At 66.9% G+C, this 25,484-nt stretch carries 29 protein-coding genes, 1 pseudogene and 1 riboswitch; of the genes and pseudogenes, 15 read left to right on the top strand and 15 right to left on the bottom strand.

Going from position 1 to position 25,484, the window contains the following annotated elements; genetic code table 11:
- Positions 1-27 precede the first annotated feature (27 nt).
- The 3 genes from ETX26_RS00585 to ETX26_RS00575 all read left to right on the top strand — a co-directional run bounded on the left by ETX26_RS00585 (position 28) and on the right by ETX26_RS00575 (position 1,227).
- A complete protein-coding gene (locus ETX26_RS00585) occupies positions 28-489 on the top strand; it encodes a PRC-barrel domain containing protein (protein WP_129522785.1) in 462 nt (153 codons plus the stop codon).
- Between the two features lie 64 nt (positions 490-553).
- Positions 554-838: a DUF3175 domain-containing protein gene (locus tag ETX26_RS00580; RefSeq protein WP_129522784.1), complete on the top strand. Its 285-nt coding sequence runs from the start codon at positions 554-556 to the stop codon at positions 836-838.
- Positions 835-1,227: a hypothetical protein gene (locus ETX26_RS00575; protein ID WP_225425437.1), complete on the top strand. Its 393-nt coding sequence runs from the start codon at positions 835-837 to the stop codon at positions 1,225-1,227. The genes ETX26_RS00580 and ETX26_RS00575 overlap by 4 nt, the downstream gene beginning before the upstream one ends.
- Positions 1,228-1,303: 76 nt before the next feature.
- Here ETX26_RS00575 and ETX26_RS00570 read toward each other — a convergent pair whose 3' ends face one another.
- The 3 genes from ETX26_RS00570 to ETX26_RS00560 form a co-directional block, all read right to left on the bottom strand.
- Complete coding sequence (locus ETX26_RS00570; protein ID WP_129522783.1) at positions 1,304-1,528, bottom strand: hypothetical protein; 225 nt, start codon at positions 1,526-1,528, stop codon at positions 1,304-1,306.
- Positions 1,529-1,608: 80 nt separating this feature from the next.
- Entirely contained in the window at positions 1,609-1,821 is a 213-nt protein-coding gene (locus ETX26_RS00565; RefSeq protein ID WP_129522782.1) for a cold-shock protein, read from the bottom strand.
- Between the two features lie 196 nt (positions 1,822-2,017).
- Complete coding sequence (locus ETX26_RS00560) at positions 2,018-2,434, bottom strand: DUF6491 family protein (RefSeq protein ID WP_129522781.1); 417 nt, start codon at positions 2,432-2,434, stop codon at positions 2,018-2,020.
- 148 nt (positions 2,435-2,582) lie between these two features.
- On the opposite strand from ETX26_RS00560, the gene ETX26_RS00555 reads away from it, so the two are divergent.
- Positions 2,583-2,819, top strand: a complete 237-nt coding sequence (locus tag ETX26_RS00555) for a DUF2061 domain-containing protein (protein WP_129522780.1) — start codon at positions 2,583-2,585, stop codon at positions 2,817-2,819.
- On the opposite strand, the gene ETX26_RS00550 is transcribed toward ETX26_RS00555, so the two are convergent.
- The 3 genes from ETX26_RS00550 to ETX26_RS00540 form a co-directional block, all read right to left on the bottom strand.
- Positions 2,816-3,406: a DUF4142 domain-containing protein gene (locus ETX26_RS00550; RefSeq protein WP_129522779.1), complete on the bottom strand. Its 591-nt coding sequence runs from the start codon at positions 3,404-3,406 to the stop codon at positions 2,816-2,818. The two genes, ETX26_RS00555 and ETX26_RS00550, sit on opposite strands and share 4 nt — an antisense overlap.
- A gap of 101 nt (positions 3,407-3,507) precedes the next feature.
- Positions 3,508-3,828, bottom strand: coding sequence for an antibiotic biosynthesis monooxygenase family protein (locus tag ETX26_RS00545; RefSeq protein WP_129522778.1), 321 nt, complete (start codon positions 3,826-3,828; stop codon positions 3,508-3,510).
- A 146-nt stretch (positions 3,829-3,974) separates the two neighbouring features.
- Entirely contained in the window at positions 3,975-4,277 is a 303-nt protein-coding gene (locus ETX26_RS00540) for a helix-turn-helix domain-containing protein (RefSeq protein ID WP_129522777.1), read from the bottom strand.
- An 89-nt stretch (positions 4,278-4,366) separates the two neighbouring features.
- Here ETX26_RS00540 and ETX26_RS00535 point away from each other — a divergent pair, with 89 nt between their 5' ends.
- The 3 genes from ETX26_RS00535 (at position 4,367) to ETX26_RS14505 (ending at position 5,493) form a co-directional block, all read left to right on the top strand.
- Positions 4,367-4,822 carry a GFA family protein gene (locus tag ETX26_RS00535; protein ID WP_129522776.1) on the top strand — a complete coding sequence of 152 codons (456 nt, stop codon included), beginning with the start codon at positions 4,367-4,369 and terminating at the stop codon, positions 4,820-4,822.
- Positions 4,823-4,848: 26 nt separating this feature from the next.
- Positions 4,849-5,241: a GFA family protein gene (locus ETX26_RS00530; RefSeq protein WP_129522775.1), complete on the top strand. Its 393-nt coding sequence runs from the start codon at positions 4,849-4,851 to the stop codon at positions 5,239-5,241.
- A 117-nt stretch (positions 5,242-5,358) separates the two neighbouring features.
- Positions 5,359-5,493, top strand: coding sequence for a hypothetical protein (locus tag ETX26_RS14505; RefSeq protein ID WP_263853346.1), 135 nt, complete (start codon positions 5,359-5,361; stop codon positions 5,491-5,493).
- Between the two features lie 35 nt (positions 5,494-5,528).
- Here ETX26_RS14505 and ETX26_RS14215 read toward each other — a convergent pair whose 3' ends face one another.
- Positions 5,529-5,699: a hypothetical protein gene (locus tag ETX26_RS14215; RefSeq protein WP_165271668.1), complete on the bottom strand. Its 171-nt coding sequence runs from the start codon at positions 5,697-5,699 to the stop codon at positions 5,529-5,531.
- Between the two features lie 62 nt (positions 5,700-5,761).
- On the opposite strand from ETX26_RS14215, the gene ETX26_RS00525 reads away from it, so the two are divergent.
- Positions 5,762-6,265: a YaiI/YqxD family protein gene (locus ETX26_RS00525; RefSeq protein ID WP_129522774.1), complete on the top strand. Its 504-nt coding sequence runs from the start codon at positions 5,762-5,764 to the stop codon at positions 6,263-6,265.
- Here the strand turns inward: ETX26_RS00525 and arr are convergent.
- Positions 6,255-6,665, bottom strand: a complete 411-nt coding sequence (gene arr, locus ETX26_RS00520) for an NAD(+)--rifampin ADP-ribosyltransferase (RefSeq protein WP_129522773.1) — start codon at positions 6,663-6,665, stop codon at positions 6,255-6,257. The two genes, ETX26_RS00525 and arr, sit on opposite strands and share 11 nt — an antisense overlap.
- A 79-nt stretch (positions 6,666-6,744) precedes the next feature.
- On the opposite strand from arr, the gene ETX26_RS00515 reads away from it, so the two are divergent.
- On the top strand, positions 6,745-7,752 hold the full coding sequence (locus ETX26_RS00515; RefSeq protein WP_129522772.1) for a hypothetical protein: 1,008 nt from the start codon (positions 6,745-6,747) through the stop codon (positions 7,750-7,752).
- A gap of 19 nt (positions 7,753-7,771) precedes the next feature.
- Here ETX26_RS00515 and ETX26_RS00510 read toward each other — a convergent pair whose 3' ends face one another.
- The 4 genes and pseudogenes from ETX26_RS00510 to thiC all read right to left on the bottom strand — a co-directional run bounded on the left by ETX26_RS00510 (position 7,772) and on the right by thiC (position 11,662).
- Complete coding sequence (locus ETX26_RS00510; RefSeq protein WP_129522771.1) at positions 7,772-8,845, bottom strand: PIN domain-containing protein; 1,074 nt, start codon at positions 8,843-8,845, stop codon at positions 7,772-7,774.
- A gap of 145 nt (positions 8,846-8,990) precedes the next feature.
- Positions 8,991-9,429, bottom strand: a pseudogene (locus ETX26_RS00505) (phosphomethylpyrimidine synthase ThiC); the annotation flags it as partial.
- A complete protein-coding gene (locus tag ETX26_RS00500; RefSeq protein WP_129522770.1) occupies positions 9,423-9,827 on the bottom strand; it encodes a nuclear transport factor 2 family protein in 405 nt (134 codons plus the stop codon). The pseudogene ETX26_RS00505 and the gene ETX26_RS00500, both read right to left, overlap by 7 nt.
- The gene (thiC, locus tag ETX26_RS00495; RefSeq protein ID WP_129522769.1) at positions 9,824-11,662 is read right to left on the bottom strand and encodes a phosphomethylpyrimidine synthase ThiC; all 1,839 of its coding nucleotides are present in this window, start codon (positions 11,660-11,662) and stop codon (positions 9,824-9,826) included. Before thiC ends, ETX26_RS00500 begins: the two co-directional genes overlap by 4 nt.
- Before the next feature lie 46 nt (positions 11,663-11,708).
- Positions 11,709-11,820, bottom strand: a riboswitch (TPP riboswitch).
- Positions 11,821-11,966: 146 nt separating this feature from the next.
- Between thiC and ETX26_RS00490 the strand changes: the two genes are divergently transcribed.
- Together ETX26_RS00490 and ETX26_RS00485 are read left to right on the top strand one after the other, a co-directional pair.
- Entirely contained in the window at positions 11,967-13,061 is a 1,095-nt protein-coding gene (locus ETX26_RS00490; protein ID WP_129522768.1) for a glycosyltransferase family 4 protein, read from the top strand.
- Between the two features lie 18 nt (positions 13,062-13,079).
- On the top strand, positions 13,080-15,311 hold the full coding sequence (locus tag ETX26_RS00485) for an amylo-alpha-1,6-glucosidase (RefSeq protein WP_225425436.1): 2,232 nt from the start codon (positions 13,080-13,082) through the stop codon (positions 15,309-15,311).
- A 247-nt stretch (positions 15,312-15,558) separates the two neighbouring features.
- Here ETX26_RS00485 and ETX26_RS00480 read toward each other — a convergent pair whose 3' ends face one another.
- Together ETX26_RS00480 and ETX26_RS00475 are read right to left on the bottom strand one after the other, a co-directional pair.
- Complete coding sequence (locus tag ETX26_RS00480) at positions 15,559-17,391, bottom strand: DUF885 domain-containing protein (RefSeq protein WP_129522767.1); 1,833 nt, start codon at positions 17,389-17,391, stop codon at positions 15,559-15,561.
- A 100-nt stretch (positions 17,392-17,491) separates the two neighbouring features.
- Positions 17,492-18,760 carry a metal-dependent hydrolase family protein gene (locus ETX26_RS00475; RefSeq protein ID WP_129522766.1) on the bottom strand — a complete coding sequence of 423 codons (1,269 nt, stop codon included), beginning with the start codon at positions 18,758-18,760 and terminating at the stop codon, positions 17,492-17,494.
- 135 nt (positions 18,761-18,895) lie between these two features.
- Between ETX26_RS00475 and ETX26_RS00470 the strand changes: the two genes are divergently transcribed.
- Entirely contained in the window at positions 18,896-20,935 is a 2,040-nt protein-coding gene (locus ETX26_RS00470; RefSeq protein WP_129522765.1) for a S9 family peptidase, read from the top strand.
- Positions 20,936-20,987: 52 nt separating this feature from the next.
- Here ETX26_RS00470 and ETX26_RS00465 read toward each other — a convergent pair whose 3' ends face one another.
- Entirely contained in the window at positions 20,988-21,842 is an 855-nt protein-coding gene (locus ETX26_RS00465; RefSeq protein WP_129522764.1) for a MipA/OmpV family protein, read from the bottom strand.
- 159 nt (positions 21,843-22,001) lie between these two features.
- Between ETX26_RS00465 and crtY the strand changes: the two genes are divergently transcribed.
- From crtY to ETX26_RS00450, 3 genes are all read left to right on the top strand, one after another.
- Positions 22,002-23,183, top strand: a complete 1,182-nt coding sequence (gene crtY, locus ETX26_RS00460) for a lycopene beta-cyclase CrtY (protein WP_129522763.1) — start codon at positions 22,002-22,004, stop codon at positions 23,181-23,183.
- Positions 23,180-24,742 carry a phytoene desaturase gene (locus tag ETX26_RS00455; RefSeq protein ID WP_129522762.1) on the top strand — a complete coding sequence of 521 codons (1,563 nt, stop codon included), beginning with the start codon at positions 23,180-23,182 and terminating at the stop codon, positions 24,740-24,742. Before crtY ends, ETX26_RS00455 begins: the two co-directional genes overlap by 4 nt.
- A 145-nt stretch (positions 24,743-24,887) precedes the next feature.
- On the top strand, positions 24,888-25,469 hold the full coding sequence (locus tag ETX26_RS00450; RefSeq protein ID WP_129522761.1) for an LOG family protein: 582 nt from the start codon (positions 24,888-24,890) through the stop codon (positions 25,467-25,469).
- Positions 25,470-25,484: the final 15 nt, after the last annotated feature.

Genomic DNA, 25,484 nt, shown 5'->3' with positions numbered 1-25,484 from the left:
GACCGCACGACAAAGAGGGACACCATCATGACGCTCATCAGGTACGCCGCGCTTCCGTTCGCCGTCGCCGCGCTCGCAGCCTGCGATTCGCAAGCCGAGCGCGAGGCCGACCGGGTGGAAGACCAGGTCGAGCAGCAAGCGGAAGCCAGTGCGGTCGCAGCCGGGAATGCGGTCGCGGCGCTCGGTCTCACCGAGGCCCAGCTGCTCGAAGCCGATCTCGTCGCAGCGGACGGGACCGATCTCGGCGATGTCGAGCAGGTCCGCCGCGATGCGGCGGGCGAAGTCGACGGCCTGCTGGTCGAGATCGAGGACAGCGACCCCGACCGCTACGTCGTCGTGCCGATCGACGGGCTGACGCCCGAGAGCACCGGCGACGACGTCGACCTTTCGACGGCCATGACCGCGGCGGAGCTGGCCGCGCTGCCCGATGCCGAGATGACCCAGCGGGGCGGCGCGCCGGCCGGTACGCCGGCGACCCCGGCACAGTAGACACCGCAGATCCGGCGGCGTCCGCCCCCGCTCCGCCGGCGGGATTCGCGGCAGGAGAACGGCGATGACCGAGAAATGGTCGCAGGATGTCACCGAGCGATCGGACGCGCTCGACCTGGAGGAAGGCGTCTTCACCAAGGACGATCCTAAGGAAGTCGCGAAATCGCTCAAGCGGTCCGCCGAGCGCAGCGAGCGGCGCAAGGCCGACCCCTACGCTTCGGCGATGTCGATGCTGACGTTCTACATCAATCGGGCCGGCAAGGGACTCGACGCGAAGCAGAAGCGCGTGCTCGAGGACGCGAAGGACGAGTTGCGCAAGCTGTTCGGGCGGGAGCCGGAAGGTAATTGAGCGGAGGAGACGTGGGGCAGGAGACCTGGCTCGGCTGGAAGCTCGATCGTGCGGATCGCGCAGCGCTGCTCGCGCGTTTTCCACCTCGCTATCGGGAGGCCGTCGCCGATCACGTTACCTTCGGCCTTGCGGAAGGCTCGCCGCCGATGCCGATTGCCGCGCGCGCGGCAATCGTGGGCCGCGCGGACGACGGCCAGGGCGTCGAAGCAATGGTGGTGAGGATCGCCGGCACGACCGAACGTCCGACCGGCGGCACCTATCACATCACCTGGTCGCTCGCCGAGGGCCGCGAAGCCCGCGAGAGCAACGACGTGATCGCGGCGCACGGCTGGCAACCGATGGACGGCGCGCCGGAGGTCCGTATCGAAAGCGCGCGCTGGCCCGACTAGAGGCGGCGTACGGCACGCTGCTTGAAATGGGGAAGAGAACCGGGGGATGGAAGCAACCGGGCGGAAAGCTCGAGAGCTACGCTTCGGGCAAGGAGCCGAACGCCTCCTGCTCACGGCGGGCGGCTTTCTGCTGCTCGACCTTGACCCGCTCTTCCGCCACCGCACGGGCCTGATCGGCCAGGGCGCGCCAGGTTGCTTCGGAGCGGCGGGCACGCTCGCGCACGTTATCGAGCACCGCAGCTTCCGCCTCGGCCGCCGACTCCTTCGCGCGCGCGTCATAGAATTCGAACGTCTGGCTCATCGGCGAAGCTCCTCGCGAGAGGTGAAGGCGGGAAACGATGCCGCCGGGAGCGCCGCCGAGGCGACTCCCGGCGGATCGGATCAATCGGCGGCGGAAAGGTTGATCGCACTTTCCTTGCCGTTGCGACCGCGCTCGAGTTCGTAGTTGAGGCGCTGGTCCTTATCGAGCGTCTGCATGCCCGCCGCCTGGACGGCGGAGATGTGCACGAAGCTGTCGCCCGAACCGTCGTCGGGCTGGATGAAACCGTAGCCCTTGTCGGTGTTGAAGAATTTCACGGTGCCAGTCTTGGCCATGGGGTGTTCCTTTCAAAGAACGATGTTGCCCGCAGGCAGAATTGCCGTCGGGTCGTGCGTCGGGTCGTCAAATGAAAGGAAGTCGTCGTCTGGTTTGCGCCGGGGCCCCGAGGGCAAGCGGCGGTCGTCAAAAGCCGAAGTCCGTCGCAATTTTCGACGTCAGCGGCGCGCTTGTAGCACGGCTTGGGCGAAACACCTAATCGCGCGCGTTTCGGCTGCCTTCCTCGCCGTCGGCGACCTTGCGGATCATGCGGACCGGACAGGTCCGGGTGCCGAAGGTCGGATCGGGAATGACGAGATCGACGTCGATCCCGCGGCAGATCTGCCCGATCCCGCGGTCGCGCAGGCCGATGCGCCAGGAAAAGTCGAGTTCCGGGCACCCGCCGAAGGTTTCGAACAGGTAGGTGTCGCGCGCGCCGACATCGACGTAGATCTGCTCCGCCCCGCTCTCCGCATCGGGGGCATCGCGGTAGCCGGTGACCGAGCGGGCGAAGAAGCAGTCGCGGCCTTCGGATGCGGCGGCGGTGGATGCGCCGGGCGCGTCCTCCTCCACCGGAGCGCAGGCGGCGAGCGCTGCGGACAGGGCGATCAGGGCTGAAACGGATTTCGTCATCGACTCCTCCTTCTCCAACAGATGCAATGGATAGACGGTGCCATCCGTTCCGCACCTTGATCGGGCGTGGTTATCGTGCACCTGCTCGATCACTCTATGCACGATTGATCGCTTCAAGCAATCGTCCGCCTGCCTTACGTCTCCCTTCATGTCCCGCGACCTGACCAAGACGCTGAGCTTTCTCGCGCTCCACCTCGGGGTGGGCTTCACCGTGGCCTATCTGTTCACCGGCTCGGTCGCGCTGGCGGGCGGCATCGCGCTGGTCGAGCCGCTGGTGAACGCGGTCGTGTTCTTCTTCCACGAGCGCGCCTGGAACCGCGCGGGGAGCGGCGGCGCGAGGGTGCTCGACGCCGTGCTCCACCGCCACGGAGCGGGCGCGGCCTAGTCGACCGTCAGTTCGCGGGCGTGCTCGAGGTGCCCCTCGACCACCGTGGCCGTTTCCGAAGCGAACGTCGTGAGCGGTGCCGGCCCGTCCTCGTCGGCATAGCCCTCCAGCATCGCCAGCGCCTTCTCGTGCGCGGCGACCTGCTGCTGCTTGTACAGCGCGTCGAACCGGTCGCCGGCCTGGCGCAGCTGGTCGAGCTGGGTCTGCTGCTCGGCAGTGAGCTCGGGCGCGACGGTCAGCGCCGGCTGAGCCTCGGCCGCGGCGGCCTTCAGGTTGGCGGTCGAGGTCGTGTGATCCTCGATCATCATCGCGGCGAAATCCTTGACCGCCTGCGAGGAGCCCATTTCCTGCGCCAGCCTGGCCGACTCGATCTCGAACATGTCGCTGGCCGCGGCCATGTCGACGAACTCCTGCGGGCTGCCCGGCATGGCGGCCTGGCCGGCGGGCGGCGTCATCGCATCGGCGCCGGCCGTGTCGTTGGCCGTCATGTCGGTGTTGGGATCGGTCGCCGTCTCGTCGGCGGCATCGCCGCAGGCGGTCAGGGCAAGCGCGCCGGCGAGCGCGAGGAATGCAGTGTGGGTCTTCATCTCGGTCCTCCTTCTCCAGAGTCGGGGATCAATCCGGCGCGCCGGGGGATGTTCCGGGTGAAAAGGGGAATTTTTCATCCTGCAGCAAGGTCTAACCTGCGTTAGGAACCGCGCTCCAGCAGGTCGTCGGTCACCTCCATCAGCAGCAGCGGCTCGTCCGCCGTGTCGGCGATGGCATCGACGAAGGCGGCGCGGGTTGCGGGATCGTCGTAGACCATCTTCGCGTCGTAGGCCGCCTGCCAGGTCGCGCGGTCGGGCCACTCGGCGACGCCGACGAAGCGGCGCTCGCGCTCGTCCCAGTGGAGGCGCGAGCCGAGCGAGCCGTACTTCTCGGTGATCAGCTCGGTCCCGCGGCGCCAGGCGGCGCGGAACTGCTCTTCCTTCCCCGGATGGACCTTCCACCAGTAGGCGGCGACGAACATGGGCGGTCTCCTCTCGCCTCTCCCCAACCCGCGCGGCGGGCGGGGCGTTCCGCGGCAAGGCGACGGGGCGTGTTGACAGATGTGACATGCTACAAGGTGCAAGTGTCACCTTGCGGCGAAACCTGTCACCTTGCGGCGGGGACCTGTCACCTTGGGCTGCCCCCGAGCCGCTCCCGCGCCGCCGCTCGCCGTGCGTGGCCGGCGCGCCGGGCGAGGTCCCAGCCCTGCGCGAAGTGCTCGCCGGCCCGCGTGCGCAGGCGGTAGGCGGACTGGCGGCTCATCCCGACCCTGCGCGCGGCGGCGGCCACGCTCTCCCCGGCAGCGAGCAGATCGAGGAAGGCCATCGCCTTGCGCGCGGTCCAGCGATAGTCGGCATTGGGGCGGCGGCCCGAACTGCGGGTCGAGCGACAGGCGGCAACGGCGGGCGGAGGGATCGATTCGTGCGTCATCGGGTAGTCTAAGGCACAGCAGGGGCCATGTAGGAAAGTCTTTTCCGACCGCGCCCCCGCGCTATCCTGCCACGCGAAAGGAGCAACCGATGGCCGATCCTGTTACCCTCGACCCGCCGCTCGAAGGCCGCTGCCTGTGCGGCGCCGTCACCATCCGCCTCTCGCGCGTCAAACCCGGCGTCGACGTGTGCCACTGCGACATGTGCCGGCAATGGTCGGGCGGCCCGTTCTTCTCGCTGCATGGAGTGACGAAGGACGACTACAGGCTGGAGGGCGAAGGCGCGGTGCGCAGCTACCGCTCCTCCGAATGGGCCGAGCGCGCGAGCTGCACCGAATGCGGCAGCAACCTGTGGTACCAGTTCCTCCCGGCCGGCTCCTTCTCCTTCACCGCCGGCCTGTTCGACCTGCCCGCGGACTGGCGGATCGACGAGGAGATCTTCGTCGACGAGATGCCGCCTTACGCCCAGCTCGCCGCCGACAGCACCCGCAAGACCGGCGCCGAAGTCATGGCCGAGGCGAAGGAAGCCGGGTACGACTTCGGCTGAAGCGCCCGTTTCGAAGGGAGAGCGGCATGGACGAGTTCACCGGCGGCTGCCTGTGCGGCGCGGTGCGGCTCGCGGCGGCGGGGCACCCCTACCGCGTGGGCCTGTGCCACTGCCTCGACTGCCGCAAGCACTCCGGCAGCCTGTTCTACGCCGCGGCGATCTTCCCGGCGGACGCGGTCGCGGTCGAGGGAGAGACCGGCGAATGGCAGGGCCGCCATTTCTGCCCCCGCTGCGGCTCCTCGGTCTTCGCCCGGTTCGAGGACGGGATCGAGGTCCACCTGGGCGCGCTCGACGCCCCCGACCAGCTCGCCCCGACCTACGAAAGCTGGACCGTCCGCCGCGAAGCCTGGCTGCCACCGTTTCCCCTGGCGCGGCGGTACGAGCGGGACCGCGAAGGCGAAGGGCGGTTCGAGGGCTAGGGTCCCTGGCCCAAGGCGGCCGCTCTCCTTTCCGGGCCACGAACGATTTTATGCCAGGTGTTGCCGCAAAGCGCGTATCCTGTGCAGCGGGGCACACCGCCCCGTTAGGAAAAGACCATGGCCAAGGGCCAACGCAGATCGAACCGCGAAATCCGAAAACCCAAGGCGGACAAGGGGCCTAAGCAGAATGCCTCCAATCCCAGCCTCAAGCCGGGCGGGATCAAGGGGCTGGAGAATATGAAGAACGGCTGACGCACAGCGGGGCGCCGCCCGTCGCTCCTCGCTAGTCACCCCTCGCTGCCGGGCCGCTCCTGCTTGCGGGTATGGGCGGCGATCGCTTCGTCGAGTTCGGCGATGCGGCGGCGTTCGGGGGTGTCCCTGGCGAGGCCCTTGAGCCGGCAGGTCGCCCACAGCGACTTGCGCTCCGACTGCAGCGCCTTGAGGTAGAGATCGGCCATCGGGGCCTCCTTTCGCGGGCGCCTATGGGCGCGGCGGCGGCGAATGGCTAGGGCGTAAACCCATGGACAGCGACCGCACCCCTCTCACCATCCCCCCGACGATTCTGGTCGATGCCGACGCCTGCCCGGTGAAGGAGGAGATCTACCGCGTCGCCGCCCGCTTCAAGGCGCAGGTGGTGGTGGTCAGCAACGCGCCCTTCCGCGTGCCGCAGGGCCCGCTGGTCCGCCGCGTGGTGGTGTCGGACGCGTTCGACGCGGCGGACGACTGGATCGCGGACGAGGCGGCGCGCACGGCCCCGCAATGCGTGGTGGTGACCGGCGATATCCTGCTGGCCGAGCGCTGCCTGAAAGCGGGCGCCAGGGTCCTCGCGCACAACGGCAAGCCGTTCGACGCCGCCAGCATCGGCACCGCCATCGCCACCCGCGCGATCATGGCCGACCTGCGCGCCGGGATGGACGGTATCGGCGGCGGCCCGGCGCCGTTCGCCAAGGCGGACCGCTCGCGGTTCCTGCAGGCGCTGGACCGGGTGCTGGTGGAGCTGGCGCGGAAAGACCTCAGTCGATGATCTCGGCCCCGCCCTCGGCTTCCATCCGCGCGAGAGCGGCCTTCATCTCCGCCAGCCGCTCGGGCGGATGCGGCTCCCACTTCTCGACCTCGCCGACAATGCGGAGCGGCTCGCGCGAGCGGTAGGACTCGGTCGGGTTGCCGGGGAAGCGCTTGTCGGTGAGGTTCGGGTCGTCCTCGAACGCCCCGGTCGGCTCGACGATATAGATGCGCTCCCGGCCCTCGCCCTTGGCCAGCTCGCACCCCCAGGTCGCCGCGTCGAGCGTGCCGGAGAAGTAGATCCACGACAACTTGCGGTCGGCGTAATTGGAGGTGAAGCCGGGTGCGAGAAGGTCGCCCACGGCGAGGTCGGCGCGGGTGCCGTGGTAGAAGGGGCCGGTGGCAGAGGTGGCGTAGGTCATAGAGTTCCATGCATGCGCTGGCGAAAGGGATGAGGCGACGTTAGCATAGTCACACAAACTCTCAGTCAGCAGGGTGTAGATGGCAGACGCATTAGAGACCGCCCGAAAGTTCCTCGAAAGCCTGCAACGCTTCGAGCTAGCTACTTTATTGGACGAATGTTCTATTGCAATTGTTGATACAGTCGGCGGTCGGGAAATCGACGAGGAGTGGTTTCCACGTGTTCACGAAGAAGTCACTCGGATTATCGCGCCTACACCCATCGATGAAGCGCTCCGCAAACTCCCCGACTACGATCGAAAGCGGGTCGCAGATGCTATCGCCAATGGGTATGGCAGCGATCGCTCATTCGATGATTTGGACGTCCAAACCGTAAAGCATGAAGTTGCGGGTGTTGCTGCTTTGATCGCCGAACTAATTATTCACCGCGAAATGATGATCGACGTAGCCACTGGTGGCCAACGCATCCAAGAAGTGAATGACTACTACAGGGCGCGTGAGGTTCGCATCCGAGATCGGATTCCAGCCGATGTCAAATATGAAAATCCGCACGAGGACCTATGGGCATGGTATCACCACTGGAGCGAAAATCTTCCCCAGTACAAAGACCGACGTCACTATGCTCGTCAACTCTTCGGACCCGCGATTGAAGCCTTAGCCAAGCGAACCACGATGCCTTTGCCGGAACGGGCAGCTTCCGGCTGGGAACGAGTTGATCGCGCGTTATCAAAGGCGCGTGCGCAACTCGGTCTAGCTTCCGCAGAGGAAGACTTTCAGGGGATAGGTCTGCTATGCCGCGAAGTCATAATCTCGCTTGCCCAAGCCGTCTTCGACCCTGAGCTACATAAAACGACCGACGGCATCGAAGCGAGCAACACCGACGCTAATCGCATGATTGAGGCCTACATTGCGCATGAGTTTCCTGGTGCCAGTTTTAAAGAGGTGAGAGCGCATGCCCGCGCATCGCTCGCGCTTGCACTAAATCTTCAGCACCGGCGAACTGCGACGCGGCAACTCGCCGCCTTGTGCCTGGAGGGAACAGCATCGACTGTGGCCGTCATCTCCATCATCGCGCGACCATCTGAGTAAGATCACGCTAAACACTTCACTATTTATACGGCCATTCATCCTCAATTTCGTGTGGCAACGTGATCTCCGATCCCGTAACCTCCTTGCTTGTTAAGGAATAGAAGAGCGTGAGATCGAATGGCGTGGTGGTGTTAGAAGATACAAACATGACATGGTCATTCCAGTTTCCATCCACCACATACATGTTTGAGTCGACTTCTTCTGACATGTAGTAATTTGATTTATCGATAAAGCCATCCACTTCGACTTCAATGTCCCCGATCACCTTGACGACCACTTCATCGTCAACCTGCTTTAATGTGACGGAATCAATCGATTGTAGGCCTACCGATGAGATTGTGATCTCGTTGCTGAAGGGAATGCCCTCCAATCCGTAGAGCGTGCGGCCCGGTAAATCGCCCAAAAGCGTTTCCTCTACCAGATCATCGACATTACCCAGATCAGGGATAGCGTCGAGGGTGATTCCTTCCAGATGAGGGGCGAGTTCACTATCGAATGCACTCTTGATTGAGGTGTAAACCCTAGGCCTGAGGTCGGGATTCTCGATTTGGGCCGCCAAATCGGGATGCAAGATGTGCGCCCCGTCCGAGCCATCCCCACAAAAATCCTTCGTGTTATTCGTAAGAAACAGGTTTGGCGGTGGCTGTTCTTGATTGATCACGCCAGATAGTATCGTTTTCCAAACGATATAATCTTTGTGGCCCTCGCCTGAATTCTTGAAAGGCTTATTCAACTTATATGACTGTTCAACGAGTTCCTTGGGAGAGATTTGAGGATAAGGGGCGATCATGACTCCATGCTGCTCAAGCAAGTCGGCCAGCCATTCCTCATAGGCATCGACGGCGTCAGAAAACGTTAGGGCGTTCGAATCCAAGTCAATCAATTTACCGAGATCTTTTTCCGCCTTCTGAAAAGCACTCAGCTTCTCGCCAAGTTTTTTCGGATAATTCCCCTTCAGTTCATCATCGACAATTTCCGGGATCACGACTGTATACTGTAAAATTTTACATGCTTTTAGGAACGCTTCCACATACGGAGATCTAAGAAAAGATTCGTTTATGGCTACACTTGTGTCAATGTATACGGTGGCCATCTTTTCGTTCCTGTTAAGCGAGTCATTCTAATTTTGTAAGCCTGTGGCACCGCCGCTGTCGACCGGGGTTGCACGCGCCACCGCTGTAAATCCATCCAATCGCTAGGTTAGAAACGAGGCCTCACAGAGTCGAGACAGCTTCGGTTCAGTCATGTTGTCGCCCGCCAGCGCCGACATAGAGCTCTGACCCGACTTCCCGGAACTTCTCGCTCATCTCCTCCATTCCCTCTTCCGCCCTCTCAACGGGCGCGGTTGCCGCCAGATAGCTCTCCGAATTCTGCTTCGCCGCGAAGTCGCGCACTTCCTGCGTGATCTTCATCGAGCAGAAGTTGTCCTCGCTTCGCTCTTTCGCGTCGGCCGCTAAGCGGCCTCGGCCCGGGCCCGCGCATCGAGCAGAAGTGGGCGGTCTTGGCGCCTTCCGCGGGGAGGGTCTGGTCGTGGTACTGCTCGGCGGTGTCCGGGGTCGAGTGAGGCAAGAACTGGTCGGGCCAGCGGAATTCGAAGCGGGCCTTGCTGAGCGCGTCGTCGCGGACCTTGGCGGCCGGGTGGCCCTTCGTGCCATGCGGCACGAAGGCGATCAGCTGCCGAGCGCCGCGTCGGCCAGCTTGGTGTCCATGTATTCGCGCACCTCGACGATCCTGCCGTCGGCGAGGCGGAAGACGAAGCAGTAGTCGTTGTCGTAGCGCTTGCCTTCGACGGTCTGCGCGTCGCCGCGGGCGAGCACGACCACGTGGTCACCGTCGGCCAGGATCAGCTCGGGGATGTTCCGATAGGGGCCCTCGAGCCGCGCCAGCAGCGGGCCGACGAGGTCGCGCTCGACAGCGGCGAGGCCGCGGATCGTCTTCGACCAGTGGCTCGAGCCCATTACCCGCCACTCGATGTCCTCGCCGAACAGCGAGAGGAAGGCGCCGGGATCGCCCTGCTCCAGCCCGGCGAAGGCCCTGGTGAGCAGCTCGCGGTTGCGTTCGGTCCGCTCGTTCATGTCTCCTCCTTCGCGACGTAGAGGTCCCCGCCGTCGCGGTACCTTTCCGCCATCTCCTGCATCCCCTTTTCCGCCTCCTCCGCCGCGATGAAGGAATCGCTCGGCTGGTTCTGCTTCGCCGCGAAGTCGCGCACTTCCTGCGTGATCTTCATGCTGCAGAACTTGGGCCCGCACATCGAGCAGAAGTGGGCGGTCTTGGCGCCCTCCGCCGGCAACGTCTGGTCGTGGTATTGCTCGGCGGTGTCGGGGTCGAGGCTGAGGTTGAACTGGTCGCGCCAGCGGAACTCGAAGCGGGCCTTGCTGAGCGCGTCGTCGCGGACCTTCGCGGCGGGGTGGCCCTTGGCGAGGTCCGCCGCGTGGGCGGCGAGCTTGTAGGTGACGACGCCGACCTTGACGTCGTCGCGGTCGGGCAGGCCGAGGTGCTCCTTGGGCGTGACGTAGCAGAGCATCGCGGTGCCGTACCAGCCGATCTGCGCCGCGCCGATGCCGCTGGTGATGTGGTCGTAGCCGGGCGCGATGTCGGTGACGAGCGGCCCGAGGGTGTAGAACGGCGCCTCGCCGCAAGCCTCGAGCTGTTTCTCCATGTTCTCCTTGATCTTGTGCATCGGCACGTGGCCGGGGCCCTCGATCATCACCTGGACGTCCTGCGCCCAGGCGCGCCTGGTCAGCTCGCCGAGGGTGTAGAGCTCGGCGAACTGGGCCTCGTCATTGGCGTCGGCGATGGAGCCGGGGCGCAGGCCGTCGCCCAGCGAGTAGGCGATGTCGTAGGCCTTCATGATCTCGGTGATCTCGTCGAAGCGTTCGTAGAGGAACGATTCCTTGTGATGCGCGAGGCACCACTTGGCCATGATCGAGCCGCCGCGGCTGACGATGCCGGTGACGCGCTTCGCCGTCATCGGGACGTAGGGCAGGCGCACGCCGGCGTGGATGGTGAAGTAGTCGACGCCCTGTTCGGCCTGCTCGATCAGCGTGTCGCGGAAGATCTCCCAGGTGAGATCCTCGGCAATGCCGCCGACTTTCTCGAGCGCCTGGTAGATCGGCACGGTGCCGATGGGGACGGGGCTGTTGCGGATGATCCACTCGCGGGTGTCGTGGATGTTGCGGCCGGTGGAGAGGTCCATCACGGTGTCGGCGCCCCAGCGGATCGACCAGACCATCTTGTCGACTTCGCTCGCGACGTCGGAGGCAACGGCGGAGTTGCCGATGTTGGCGTTGATCTTGACCAGGAAGTTGCGGCCGATCGCCATCGGCTCGGCTTCGGGGTGGTTGACGTTGGAGGGGATGATCGCGCGACCGCGGGCGACCTCGTCGCGGACGAATTCCGGAGTGACGTAGTCGGGGATCGCGGCGCCCCAGTCCTGCCCGTCACGTTCCTGGCGGAGCATTTCGCGGCCGAGGTTCTCGCGTTCGGCGACGTATTCCATCTCCGGCGTGATGATGCCGCGGCGCGCGTAGTGCATCTGGCTGATGTTGCCGCCGGCCTTGGCGCGCAGCGGGCGGCGGAGCGCGGTGGGGAACGGGGGAACGCCGCCGGAGCGGTCGGGGCCGAGCTGGCCGTTGTCTTCCGGCTTCACTTCGCGCGGTTCGTATTCCTCGACATCGCCGCGCGCGAGCTGCCATTCGCGGCGCAGCGCGGGGAGGCCCTTGCGGATGTCGATCTGCGCCTCGGGGTCGGTGTAGGGGCCGGAGGTGTCGTACACGCGCACCGGCGCCTCGCCGCCCTCGAGCGCGATCTCGCGCATGGCCACGCGGCGCTCGCCGACGTGGATCTTCCTCGACCCGCGGATCGGCCCGGTGGTGACTCCGATTTCGAACTGGGAATTGATGTCGGCCATGAAAAACTCGCTCTCCGTTCAATCGGAGCGAGGCCACGGATTCCTGGAGCGAAAGCCGTTCCCTCCCTCCGCCCGTATTACCGGGATCAGGTTCGACGGGTCGCGGCATATTCCGCTCTCAACCTGCGTTTGCGCGACAGGCTCCCCGGGGATGAGTGCAACCTAGGCGATCGGCCGCATGCCGTCCAGCCGTGTGTCGCAAGGCGCGGAACCCGGTGCAGGCGCGCGCATTGTGCGATCGAGCGACCGGAGGGTTGCGCCTTCCTGCAACCTTCCGGCCTCTGTTCTCAGGAGCCATGGCAGAATGAAGATCGCGCAGATCGCACCCTTGATCGAAAGCGTGCCGCCCAAGCTCTACGGCGGCACAGAACGCATCGTATCGTACATCACCGAGGAACTCGTGCAGCAGGGCCACGAGGTGACGCTGTTCGCGAGCGCCGATTCGGTCACTTCGGCCGAGCTCGTCCCCGTCTGCGAGACGGCCCTGCGGCTCGACCCGCAGGTGAAGGATCCGCTCCCCCACCACCTCGTGCTGCTGGACGAGGTCCACCGGCGCGCGGCGGAGTTCGACATCCTCCACTTCCATGTCGATCTGGTCCACGGGCCGATGGTGAGAAACTTCGGCGTGCCGACCGTGACGACGCTGCACGGCCGGCTCGACCTGCCCGACCTGCAGCCCTACTACCGCACCTTCGGCGACCTGCCGCTGGTCTCGATCTCGAACGACCAGCGCCGGCCGCTGCCGCCGGTCAACTGGGCGGGAACCGTGCACCACGGCCTTCCCCCCGACCTGCTGAAGCCGACCTTCGCGCCCAAGGGCGACTATCTCGCGTTCCTCGGCCGGATCTCGCCCGAGAAGCGGCCCGACCGGGCGATCGCCATTGCCGCGGCGGCGGGCATGAAGCTCAAGATCGCGGCCAAGATCGACAAGGCGGACCAGCTCTACTGGGACGAGGTGATCGCCCCGATGGTCCGCGCCTATCCGGACATCGAATATGTCGGCGAGATCGGCGAGGCGCAGAAGGCGGAGTTCCTCGGCAATGCGCGCGCCCTGCTGTTCCCGATCGACTGGCCCGAGCCCTTCGGCCTGGTCATGATCGAGGCGATGGCCTGCGCCACGCCGACGATCGCGTTCCGCTGCGGGTCGGTGCCCGAAGTGATCGACGAAGGCGAAGCGGGCTTCATCGTCGACAATGTCGAGGAAGCGGTCGCCGCGGTCGGCCAGCTCGATCACCTCGAGCGGCGGCGCGTGCGGCAGACCTTCGACCGCCGGTTCACGGCCGAACGCATGGTGACCGACTACCTGACGATCTTCCGCCAGCTTGCTGGCAGACCGCCGACGCACGTCACCCCCGTACGGTTCGGCGACGAGGAGGCCAATTTGCCGATCATGGCCTGATCGGCGACAATGAAGCACATGAACAGGAGCGACGACGGGATGGACGCACCTGCGACCCCCCGCGGGGCGGACGCTACCACCGAGGAGGCGGGCGCGAACCCGGAACGGTTCGCGATCCCCGCCGCCGCCTCGCTGCACGAGCGGCGCCCGCGCACGCTGAAACACGGCGACACCTTCGCCGTGTTCGACCACAGCGGCGATGCGATCGCCGGCCCCGGCAGTCCCGAGGGCATCTATCACCGCGACACCCGGCACCTGTCGCACCTGCACCTTACGCTCGGCGGAGCGCGGCCGATCCTGCTGAGTTCGTCCCTGCGCGACGATAACATCGCGCTCATTTGCGACCTCAGCAATCCGGACCTGTCCGACGAGCACGGCACGACCGTGCTCAGCAACGACCTGATCCACATCCGCCGGGTGCGGTTCCTGTGGCAGGGCGCGATGTACGAACGCCTGACCGTCGGCAATTACGACAGCGTCGCGCACAGCCTGTCGCTGGAGCTCTATTTCGAAAGCGACTTCGCCGACCTGTTCGAGGTTCGCGGCAGCAAGCGCGAGCGGCGCGGGACTCTGCACGAGCCGACGGTCGAGGCGGATCGGGTCCGGCTCGCCTACGACGGGCTCGACGGCGTCCATCGGGCGACCGTCATCCGCTTCGAGCCCGAGCCGCACTCGATCGCCGCCAACCGAGCGCAGTTCCGCCTCGACCTCGAGCCGCGCTCGCGCAAGACGCTGATCGTGCGGATAAGCTGCGGCGAGGTCGCCGAAGGCGCATCGCTCCGCCGCGAGCTGATCCGCGCCTATCGCAGCGCCCGGCGGAGCTTGCGCGATTCCTCATCCCGCGCCGCGTCGATTCTGTCGTCGAACGAGGTGTTCAACCGTTCGGCCCAGCGTTCGGTGGCGGACACCTACATGCTGGTCACCGAAACGCCGTATGGGCCCTATCCCTACGCCGGCATCCCCTGGTTCAGCACGGTCTTCGGGCGCGACGCGCTGATCACCGCGCTCGAGACGCTGTGGCTCGATCCGGAGATCGCACGCGGCGTGCTGCGCTATCTCGCGGTGCACCAGGCGCGTGAGTTCGATCCGGTCGCCGATGCCGAGCCTGGAAAGATCCTGCACGAAGTCCGCCAGGGGGAAATGGCGGAGCTGGGGGAGGTGCCCTTCCGCCACTATTACGGCAGCATCGATTCGACGCCGCTGTTCGTGATGACCGCCGGCGCCTATCTGGAACGCACCGGCGATACCGCGCTGCTCGAAACGCTGTGGCCGAATATCGAGGCGGCGCTGAACTGGATCGAACGGCACGGCGACCGGGACGGCGATGGCTATGTCGAATATGGCCGCCATACCGACGAGGGGCTGGCCAACCAGGGCTGGAAGGACAGCCACGATTCGATCTTCCACGGGGACGGGGCGCTGGCCGTGGGGCCGATCGCGCTCGCGGAAGTGCAGGCCTATGTCTACGGCGCCTGGCAGGCGGCGGGAAGCATCCTGTCGAGCCTCGGCGACGTGGAGGGCGCGGCAGTCTACCGCACCAAGGCGGAGGCGCTGCGCGACCGTTTCGACCGCGACTACTTCGACGAGGAGCTGGGCACTTACGTCCTCGCGCTCGACGGGCGCAAGCAGCCGTGCCGGGTCAGGTCTTCGAACGCGGGCCACGTGCTGTTCACCGGCCTCGCCTTTCCTGAACGCGCGGCGCAGACGGCGCGCACCCTGATGGAACCGGCATCGTTCTCCGGCTGGGGCATCCGCACGATCGCCGCAGGGCAGCCGCGCTACAACCCGATGAGCTATCACAACGGGTCGATCTGGCCGCACGAGAACGCGATCATTGCCGCCGGGCTGTCGCGCTACGGCTTCCGGAAAGAGGCCACGGCGGTGTTCGAGGGGCTGTTCGCCGCTTCGACCTACGTCGACCTGCGGCGCCTGCCGGAGCTGTTCTGCGGCTTCGCCCGCCGGCCGGCGCAGGGGCCCACGTTCTATCCGGTGTCGTGCATTCCGCAGGCCTGGGCGGCGGCCGCGCCGCTGTTCCTGATCCAGTCGAGCCTGGGCCTCTCGCTGGACGGCGCCGCGGGGCAGATCGCATTCGACGAGCCCCATCTCCCCGAGTTCCTCGACGATGTCCTTCTGCGCAATCTGACCGTCGGCGAAGGCCGCGCGGACATCATGCTGCACCGGTCGGGGAACAAGGTGCTGGTCGATGTCCGCAAGCGCGAAGGCGACGTGCGGGTGATCACCCGGGTCTGACCTGGTTGTATCGCCATTCGGACGAAAGCGGGTGCTGCTGGCGGGCGAGCGCCGGATCATTGCAAGAAGACCAGAATGTCATTCCCGCGCACGCCGGAATCCATGGAGGAAATGCCGCACCATGGATCCCCGCGTGCGCGGGGATGACAAGTGGGGGAAGCGTGTTCCCGTTTCAGCGCGATCAAGGCTGAATGTCGATACAACCTAGACCCGGACCGGGTCTGGCGGCCAGCCCGCGCGGCCGCGGTCAGCCGCCGCTTGCGGCGATCCAGTCGTCGATCTTCTTCTCCAGCACCGGCATCGGCAGCGGGCCGGTGCCGAGCACCTGGGCGTGGAATGCCTTGATGTCGAAGTTGTCGCCCAGCGCGGTTTCCGCCTTCTCGCGCAGTTCCTGGATCTTGAGCGCGCCGATCTTGTAGGCGAGCGCCTGGCTCGGGATCGCGATGTAGCGCTCGACCTCGGCCACGACTTCGGTGCGGGTCATGCCCGAATTCTCGAGCATGAAGTCGATCGCCTGCTCGCGCGTCCAGCCCTTGGCGTGGATGCCGCTGTCGACCACCAGTCGCATGGCGCGGAGCTGCTCGTCCTGCAGCGTGCCGTAGCGGTTCCACGGATCGTCGTAGAAGCCCATCTCGTAGCCGAGCGTCTCGGCGTAGAGGCCCCAGCCCTCGCTGTAGGCAGTATAGCCGCCGAAGCGCATGAAGGCGGGCAGCGCCTCGTTCTCCTGCGCGAGGCTGATCTGGAAGTGATGTCCGGGCGCGCCTTCGTGCAGGTAGAGCGTGACGTTGCCCGTCGTCAGCCGGCTCGGCAGGTCGTAGGCGTTGAAATAGAACGTGCCGGGCCGCGAGCCGTCCGGCGCACCGGGCATGTACGATCCGCCGGCTTCGAACTTCTCGCGGAACGGCTCGTAGGGCTTGATCTCGAGCGGGGTCTTGGGAACGAGCGAGAAGTAGTCGCCGATCTTCGCGTCGACCTGCTTGCCGATGTCGTAGTAGCTCTGCGTCAGCGCCTCGCGGCTCTCCGGCTTGAACTGGGGATCGGTGCGGACGTAGTCGAAGAACTCGTTGAGCGTCCCTTCGAAGCCGACTTCCGCCTTGATCTTCTCCAGCTCGGACTTGATCCGCGCGACCTCGCTGAGGCCGAGATTGTGCACGTAGTCGGCGGTCAGCGGCAGCGTGGTCGTGCTCTCGATCATGTGCTCGTAGAGCCTGGCGCCGCCCTTCATCTGGCTGAGGCCGACGCTGTCGCGCGCCTGCGGCAGGTACTCGTCGCGCAAGTAGTCGCGCAGGCGCGTGTGGACGGCGTTGATCGCCTCGACCGAGGTGCGGTACTCCTCGGTCAGCCGCGCCTTGTCGGCATCGGAGATCCCCTCGGGGAACATAGTGACCGGACCCCAGAGCGGCGATTCCTCGATCGGCATGGCGAGCTGGGTGTCGAGCTGCTCGATCACGTTGCCGATGGTCAGCTTGGTCTCGTAGACGCCGGCCGCCTGGCCTTCGCGGAACTTGGCGATCGAGCGGTCGATCAGGTCCACGTATTCGGCGTGGCGCTTGAGGTTGTTCTCGTAGTCCTCAAGCGTCTTGAACGGCGCCGCGCCCTGCCCGCTGGCGAACGTCGGGTAGAACGTGTGGAAGCCGGAGAAGTGGTTGATCGGGCGCGTCTCGGTCAGCGCGAGGATCTCCGGCGTGTAATCCTTGAGCGTTTCCCGCTGGTCGTATTCGAACACGTCGTAGGCGATGCGATCGGTCTCGTTCAGCGCCGCACGGTCGATCTGCGCCAGCGCGGCGAGGTTCTCGCGCGCGTTGGCCACAGTCTGCGCGTTGTATTCGTCGGTCAGGAAGCCGCCGATCCGGTCGGCGTAGCGCATGTCGCCGCGGAACAGCGCCATGATCGGGTTGAGCTCGAGGTACTTCTCGTCCGCCGCGGCGAACAGGGCGAAGAGCCGGTCGTGCTCCGACTGGGCATCGCTTGCGGCAGGTGCGGGCGGCGTATCGCTCTGGGCGAAAGCCGGTGCGGCGGGCACGGCGGCGGCGAGCGAAAGCGCGGTGGTCGCGGCGAGCGCGAGGCGAAGCTTGGTCATGCGAGATCTCCCCTGAATCATTCTATGCGGCCAGCCTAGGACGGCCGGCCTCCTTGGGCGGGCGCGCTTCGATGAGCGGGGCCCGCCGGTCGACGAGCGGTTATTCGATCACCCGGCCGCGGACCATGACCCAGTCGACGTTCTCGAGCACGGTTGCGTCCTCCAGCGGATTGCCGGCGACCGCGATGATGTCGGCCGAGTAGCCGGGGGCAAGGCGGCCGATCTCGTTCTCCATCTCGAGCACTTCGGCGGCCACGGTGGTCGCGCTGGCGAGCGCCTCGCGGCTCGACATGCCCTGGCCCATCATCAGGCGGAACTCCTGGGCGTTGCGGCCGTGCTCGAACACGCCCGAGTCGGTGCCGAAGGCGATCGTCACCCCGGCATCGTGCGCCTTGCCCATGAAGACCTTGGCGGCTTCCGCCACGGCGCGGACTTTCTCTTCCACCACCGGGGTGTAGGTGCCGGTGCCGAGCCGTTCGGAAATGCCCTGGAACGCCATCAGCGTGGGCACGAGCACGGTGCCGTTTTCCTTCATTGCGCGAATCGCGCCGTCGTCGAGGTAAGTGCCGTGCTCGATCGTATCGATCCCCGCCACGCTCGCCGCCTCGATCCCGCGCGCGCCGTGGGCGTGGGCCATGACCTTGAGGCCGAGCGAGTGCGCGGTGTCCGCGATCGATTGCATCTCCTCGCTGGTGAAGTGCGCGCCGAGGCCGCGGCCCTGCTGGCTGAGCACGCCGCCGGTGGCGGTGATCTTGATCCAGTCGGCCCCGTTCTGGCTGGCGCGGCGGACTTTCTCCGCGCATTCGACCGCACCGGTGCAGGCATAGCCGGAGGCGAGGATCCGGTTGATCTCGGGCCGGAAGCCGGTGACGTCCCCGTGCCCGCCGACGATCGCCAGCGCCGGGCCTGCGGCAACGATCCGCGGCCCCGCGATCATCCCTTCCTCCGTCCCCCGGCGGAGCGAGAAGCCGGAGTGCTGGCTGCTCCCCGCCTCGCGCACGGTGGTGAAGCCCGCGAGCGCGGTCAGCCGCGCGTTCTTGGCGCCGACGACGACGCCCCATTCCTCCGGCTCGACCGCTTCCTTCCAGAAGTCGCCGCCAGGGTCGCCGGTGAGATGGACGTGGAGGTCGATCAGGCCCGGCAGCACGGTCTTGTCGGTCAGCGCAACGACTTCCGCGCCGGCAGGCGCCGGCTGGATGCCGTCGGCGATCGAGACGATGCGACCGTCGGCCACCGTAATGGTGGACGGACCGCGCGGCTCGCTCGCGGCGTCGGTGACGACGGCGCCGGCGTGGATCACGACGGTCTCGGCGAGGGCGGGCGTGGCGACCAGCGCGCCGGCGACGGCAAGCAGGGCTTTGAATTTCATACGAGGTCTCTCCCTTCGCTGCGACTGATGCCCGCAGCGGCGCTCCGGCGCAAGAGCGGCACGGCCCGCCGTTGCCCTGCGCGCACAAGCCTGTATGAACGCCACAACCGGTTTCAGTTGAGAGGATATTTTCGCATGACCCGCACGCTGCTGGCCGTCGCTGCCCTGCTCGGTTCCGCCTCGATCGCGGCCACCGCCGCCGCCCGGCCGATGACGCCCGAAGATGTGGCGAAACTGGAGAGCGTCGGCCAGCTTTCGGTCTCGCCCGACGGCAACCGCATCGCGTTCACCACCGCGCGCCTGCCCGATGTGACCGCAGGCGAGGAGAACGGGACCACGAAGCAGCAGCTCAAGCTCGCCTATGGCCCGGACAGCGCGCGCGCCTTCCTGCCCCCCGACATGAACGTGTCGGCGGTCCGTTTCTCGCCGGACGGGTCCATGGTGAGCTTCCTCTACACTGCCGACGAGGAGAAGCGCGCGGTCTGGGGCATGCCGGTCGACGGCGGCGGCCACCGCAAGCTGGCCGAAGTCGCGGAGGCCGACGTACGCGACTACGCCTGGTCGCCCGATGGCGGCACCCTGTACCTGCTCGCCGGCGCCGCGCCCGACGAGGCGCTCGACAAGCGCAAGGAGGCCGGGTTCGATGCGGTCGTCTATGAGGAGGAAGCCAGGCTCAACCGGCTCTTTTCGGCGCGCGTGGGTGCGGAAATCGACGCCGAGCCGACGCCGGTCACCATTCCCGGCTACGTCAGTTCGATCCAGGTCGCGCCCGGCGGCCGGACCGCCATCGTCGAAAGCGCGCCCTCGCCGCGGGTCGACGACAGCTACACCTCCAAGCGGGTGCATGTGATCGACCTCGCCGGCGGCCGCGTGCTCGAAGTGGTGGAGACCCCGGGCAAGCTCGGCGATGTCGAGATCTCGCCCGACGGGCAGCGGATCGCCCTGATCGCCGGGGTCGACGCGCACGATCCCGCGCCGACCACGCTGCACGTGGCCGACGTTTCGACCGGCGAATACCGCGCGCTCAACGCCGGCGCGGCCGAAGCGGCGATCGACGCCGAGTTCCTGGCGGACGGACGGCTCGCCGCCGTGGTGCATGTCGGTACCGGAAGCGTGCTGCGCATCTACGGGCCCGATGGCGCCGTGCTCGAGGAGCACGATCCGGGCGCGCTGATCCTGACCGATCTCGAGGTCGGCGGCGAAACGATCGCGGTCGCGGCCAATTCGCCCGAGCATCCGTCCGAACTGTTCGCGGTCACCGACGGCCGGTTCACCCGCTGGACCCGCCACAATCCGTGGCTGGCCGAGATCGACATGGGCGAGCAGCGGCCCTTCACCTACACCGCGCGCGACGGGCAGCAGATCGAAGGCGTGCTGATCGAGCCGGTCGGCGGCCCCGCGCGCGGCGGATCGCCGGTGATCTTCGACGTCCACGGCGGGCCCGAGGCGCACGAATCGAACGGCTGGCAGACCGCCTACAGCTCGCCCGGCCAGGTCGCGGCGGGCCAGGGCTATGCGGTGTTCATCCCGAACTATCGCGGCTCGACCGGCTACGGCGTCGCTTTCGCCAAGCAGCACCAGGGCGATTATGCGGGCAAGGAGTTCGACGACCTCGTCGATGGCAAGCGCGCGCTGGTCGAAGCGGGGATCGCCGATCCCGACCGCGTGGGCATCACCGGCGGCTCCTACGGCGGGTTCGCCACCGCCTGGGGCTCGACCTACTACTCGCAGGAATTCGCCGCGGGGGTCATGTTCGTCGGCATCTCCAACAACATCAGCAAGTTCGGCACGACCGACATTCCGAACGAGATGTACCTCGTCCACGAGCGCAAGTGGCCGTGGGAGGAATGGGATCACCTGCTCGAGCGCAGCCCGATCTACCATGTCGACAAGGCGGAGACCCCGCTGCTGATCATGCACGGCGACAGCGACACGCGCGTCTCGCCGACGCAGAGCTATGAGCTCTATCGCCACATCAAGACGCGCAAGCCCGACACGCCGGTGCGGCTGGTGCTCTATCCGGGCGAAGGCCACGGCAATGCCAAGGCGGCCGCGCGCTACGACTACAACGTGCGGATGATGGAGTGGTTCGACACCTACCTGAAGACCGGAAACCGCGACGCCGAGCTCCCCGCCCCGCGGCCGGAGCTGGCGATCGAGACGGCGGAGAAGTGATGGAAGGGCGCGGTTTCGGCCGTGCCCTTTTCCCTTCGTTCAGCCCCTTCGCTTAGAAGGTGTAGCCGACGCCGAGGGCGGCGAAGAACTGGTCCGCCTCGCCCCGCAGACTGGTGTAGGGTGTGCGCTTGGCATCGCCGAGCATGCGCGAATAGCCGCCGACCCCGAACAGCGCGAGCCCGCCGTTCGCCAGGTTGCCGTCGAGATCGACGCCGAGCAGCGCGGTCGCGCCCACCTTGGTGAAGCCCCCCTCCGCCTGATAGAGCGGCAGGCCGCTGGCGGCGCTCTGCGCGGGCGAGACCGAGTAGTAGTAATCGGCGTAGCTGTCGTCGACGTACTCGGCATTGAGCGCGAGCGCGCCCGCCATGCCGCGGCTGAGCGGGGTGAAGTAGGATATGCCCGGGTTCATCACCATGCCCTCGTGCGCGCCGGCCACGTCCCACTTGGCATCGAGGTTGAACGAGAGGCTGTCGTAGGGGTTGAGCACGCCCGGAATGCTGATCCCCGCGCTCGGCCCGATCTCCACCGCACGGTCGAGCTCGCCGGCGGCCTCGACCACCGGGTCCTCGATCTTGTTCGCGCGGTTGGAGTTGAGGCCCACCGCCACGCCGAGATCGAAGGCCACGCCCTCTTCGGGATCGGGGATGAAGTCGAGCGCCACGCCGCCGCCGCGCGGGCTGATGCCGACGGGCCCGATCTGCCCCATGACCATCGGCACCGGGAAGATCACGTAGTCATCCGACCCATCGTAGCTCGGCGCATAGACCGCGCCTGCACCCACGGTCACCCAGTCGCCGTCGTAGACGGTGGTCTGCTCGGCGGGCGGCGGCCCTTCGCTCTCCTGCGCCAGCGCCGGGCAGGCAAGCACGGCAAGCGCGCCGCCTGCGGCCAGAAATGTCGTTCTCATGAAAAAATCCCCGCTATCGTTGAGGTTGCAACGTGCAACCTTGCGGCGCGTTCCTAGGGCCTTACGCCCGCCCCGCCACTGCCGCACTCCCCGCCGCCGGTTGCATGGTCAGCCGACGCGGCGATTGCCCGGCTTGCCAAAGCGCCCTAGGCCAAGGACATGAGCGGGCGCAGGGTGGACATTGCGATCGTCGGCGGCGGGCTCGCCGGGGGGCTGATCGCGCTGGCGCTGCATCGCCGCGATCCCGGCATGCCGGTGCTGCTGATCGAGCAGGGCGACATGCTCGGCGGCAATCACCGGTGGAGCTGGTTCGCGAGCGACCTCGACGCAGAGGGCGCGGCGCTGCTCGCACGGTTCCGCACGACCGCGTGGGACGGCTACGAGGTGCGCTTTCCGGCCTACGCCCGCGCGCTGCGCACGCGGTACAACTCGCTTTCTTCCGCCGAGTTCGATGCCGGGCTGCGGCGCGAGCTGCCCGACACTGCCGTGCTGACCGGGCGCGCAGTCGCGGCGCTCGATGCCGGGGGCGTGACGCTGGCGGGCGGCGAGCGGATCGCGGCGCGCGCGGTGATCGACTGCCGCGGCTTCGTGCCGAGCGCCCGGCTGTGCGGCGGGTGGCAGGTCTTCATGGGCCGCCATCTGCGCACCGCGCGGCCGCACGGGATCGGCCGCCCGATCGTGATGGATGCCACGGTCGAGCAGCGCGGCGGCTATCGTTTCGTCTATGTCCTCCCGCTCGGCGCCGACGAGCTGTTTATCGAGGACACCTATTATCAGGACACCCCCGAGCTCGACCGCGGCGCGCTGTCCTCGCGCATCGACCGCTATTGCCAGGAGCACGGGTACGAGGGCGAGATTCTCGGCGGCGAGACCGGCGTGCTGCCGGTGATCACCGGGGGCGATTTCGCCGCCTGGCAGCGCGAGACGGCGGTGGCGGGCGTCGCCCGCGCCGGCGCGCGCGGCGGTTTCGTCCACCCACTGACGAGCTACACGCTGCCCTTTGCAGTGGAGACGGCGCTCGCGGTGGCGGCGGAAGCGCGGCTGCCGGGCGACCAGCTCACCGCCCTGATCGACGCGCGCGCCCGGCGTCTGTGGCGCCGCACGCGCTTCTACCGCCGGCTCGGCGCGATGCTGTTCGGGGCCGCGCGGCCGGAGACGCGCTACCGCGTGTTCGAACACTTCTACCGCCTGCCCGAGGGGCTGATCGAACGCTTCTACGCCGCCCGTTCGACCGCCGCGGACAAGGCCCGCGTGCTGCTCGGCCGGCCGCCGGTTCCGGTGAGCCGTGCCATAGCCGCGCTTGCGCGCAAGGGTGCGCCGCTGCAAGGTCCGCCCAGATGAGCGAATCCGAGACCCAGCCCTCGTTCCTGCCGGAGCTCTCCGCGGAAGAGACGCAGGCCGCGCCCGCTCCGCTGGGCAACAAGCGCGTCTGCGTGATCGGCTCCGGCTTCGGCGGGCTCGCGCTGGCGATCCGGCTGCAATCGGCGGGGATCGCGACCACGGTGGTCGAAGCGCGCGACAAGCCCGGCGGGCGGGCCTACGTGTGGGAGCGCGAGGGGTTCACGTTCGACGCCGGACCGACCGTGATCACCGATCCGGCCAGCCTGCGCGAGCTGTGGTCGCTGTCGGGCCACGACATGGCCGAAGACGTCGAGCTGCTGAAGGTTTCCCCCTTCTACCGCCTCAACTGGCCCGACGGCGTGACGTTCGACTATTCGAACGACGAGGCGAGCCTCAATGCGGAGATCGCCAAGGTCAACGCCGCCGACGTCGCCGGCTATCAGGAATTCCTCGCCTATTCGGCGGGCGTCTATCGCGACGGGTACCAGCGGTTCGGCGCCGTGCCGTTCCTCGACTTCAAGTCGATGCTCAAGGCCGCGCCGACGCTGATCCAGCACCAAGCCTGGCGCTCGGTCTATTCGATGGTCTCGCGCTTCATCGATGACGAGAAGCTGCGCGAGGCGTTCAGCTTCCACACGCTGCTGGTCGGCGGCAATCCGATGACCGCGAGCGCGATCTACGCGCTGATCCACAAGCTGGAGCGGGACGGCGGCGTGTGGTGGGCGCGCGGCGGCACCAACCGGCTCGTCGCGGGCATGGTGCGGCACTTCGAGCGGCTTGGCGGAACGGTGCGGCTGGGCGATGCGGTCACGCGCGTGCACACGATCGGCAACCGCGCGACCGAAGTCGAAACCGCTTGCGGCTGGCGCGAAAGTTTCGACGCCGTCGCCAGCAATGCCGACCTGATGCACACCTACCGCGATCTGCTGCGCGGCACCCGGCGCGGGGCGCACTATGCCCGCAAGCTCGCGCGCAAGCGGTTCTCGCCAAGCTTGTTCGTGGTCCATTTCGGGCTCGAGGGGACCTGGCCAGGCATTCCGCACCACACGATCCTGTTCGGGCCGCGCTACGAGGGTCTGCTGGCCGACATCTACCAGCACGGCGTTCTGCCGGCGGACTTCTCGATCTATCTCCACCACCCGACCGTGACCGACCCGGGCCTCGCCCCGCCCGGCCGCTCAACGTTCTACGCGCTGATTCCGGTGGCCCACATGGGCAAGCTGGCGATCGACTGGGAGCAGATGGGCCCGGTGCTGGAGAAGCGCGTGCTCGACGAAGTCGGGCGGCGGCTGATCCCCGACATCCACGACCGGATCGTGACCAAGTTCCACTATGCCCCGCGCGATTTCGCGCTCGACCTCAATGCGCACCTCGGCAGCGCTTTCAGCCTCGAGCCGATCCTGACCCAGAGCGCCTGGCTGCGCGCCCACAACCGGGACGACGAGATCGGCAACTTCTACCTCGTCGGCGCCGGCACGCACCCCGGCGCCGGCATCCCCGGCGTCGTCGCCAGCGCCAAGGCCACGGCGGGGCTGATGATCGAAGACCTGGCCGGATGATCACGCGGAGGTGCGGAGACGCGGAGAATCCGCAGCCAGCACGCCTCCCGGATAACGGGGAGAAGGGGAGGTGGAATCCCTCCGCGTCTCCGCGCCGCCGCCTGAAGCATTGCCGAATTCGAAGCGCCGCGCCAAAGGTCGCGGCATGAACCGTCTTGCCGTCTATTGCGGGTCCGCGACGCCCGCCGATCCGCGTTACATCGAGCTGGCCCGCGAGGTCGGACGCACACTGGCAGAGCGCGGGATCGGACTCGTCTATGGCGGCGGGCGGCTCGGGCTGATGGGCGCGGTGGCAAGCGCGGCGCTCGAAGCCGGTGGCGAAGTGATCGGCGTGATTCCCGATGCGCTCGCCGGCAGCGAGGTGGCGAACACCGACTGCACCGAGCTCCACACCGTCTCCGGCATGCACGAGCGCAAGCAGCGCTTCACCGACCTGTCCGACGGATTCGTCACCATTCCCGGCGGCGTCGGCACGATGGACGAGCTGTGGGAGGCGGTGAGCTGGGCGCAGCTCGGCTATCACACCAAACCCGTGGGCCTGCTCAACGCCTTCGGGTTCTACGACCACCTGATCGCGTTCAACCGCCATATGGCCGAAGTGGGCTTCGTCCGCCCCGCGCATCAGGGTATCATCGTCGCCGAACCGACCCTGTCGGCGCTGCTGGACCGGATGGCCGCCTACCGACCCCACACCCCGATCTTCCAGATGAAGGCCAGCGACCTGTGAACGCGACGCGCCTTG

Origin of the sequence: Pelagerythrobacter rhizovicinus, from assembly GCF_004135625.1 — a bacterium.
GTDB classification, from domain to species: Bacteria; Pseudomonadota; Alphaproteobacteria; order Sphingomonadales; family Sphingomonadaceae; genus Pelagerythrobacter; species Pelagerythrobacter rhizovicinus.
Note: the sequence above shows the minus strand (reverse complement) of the source record. Positions and strands in the feature narration are given on the sequence as shown.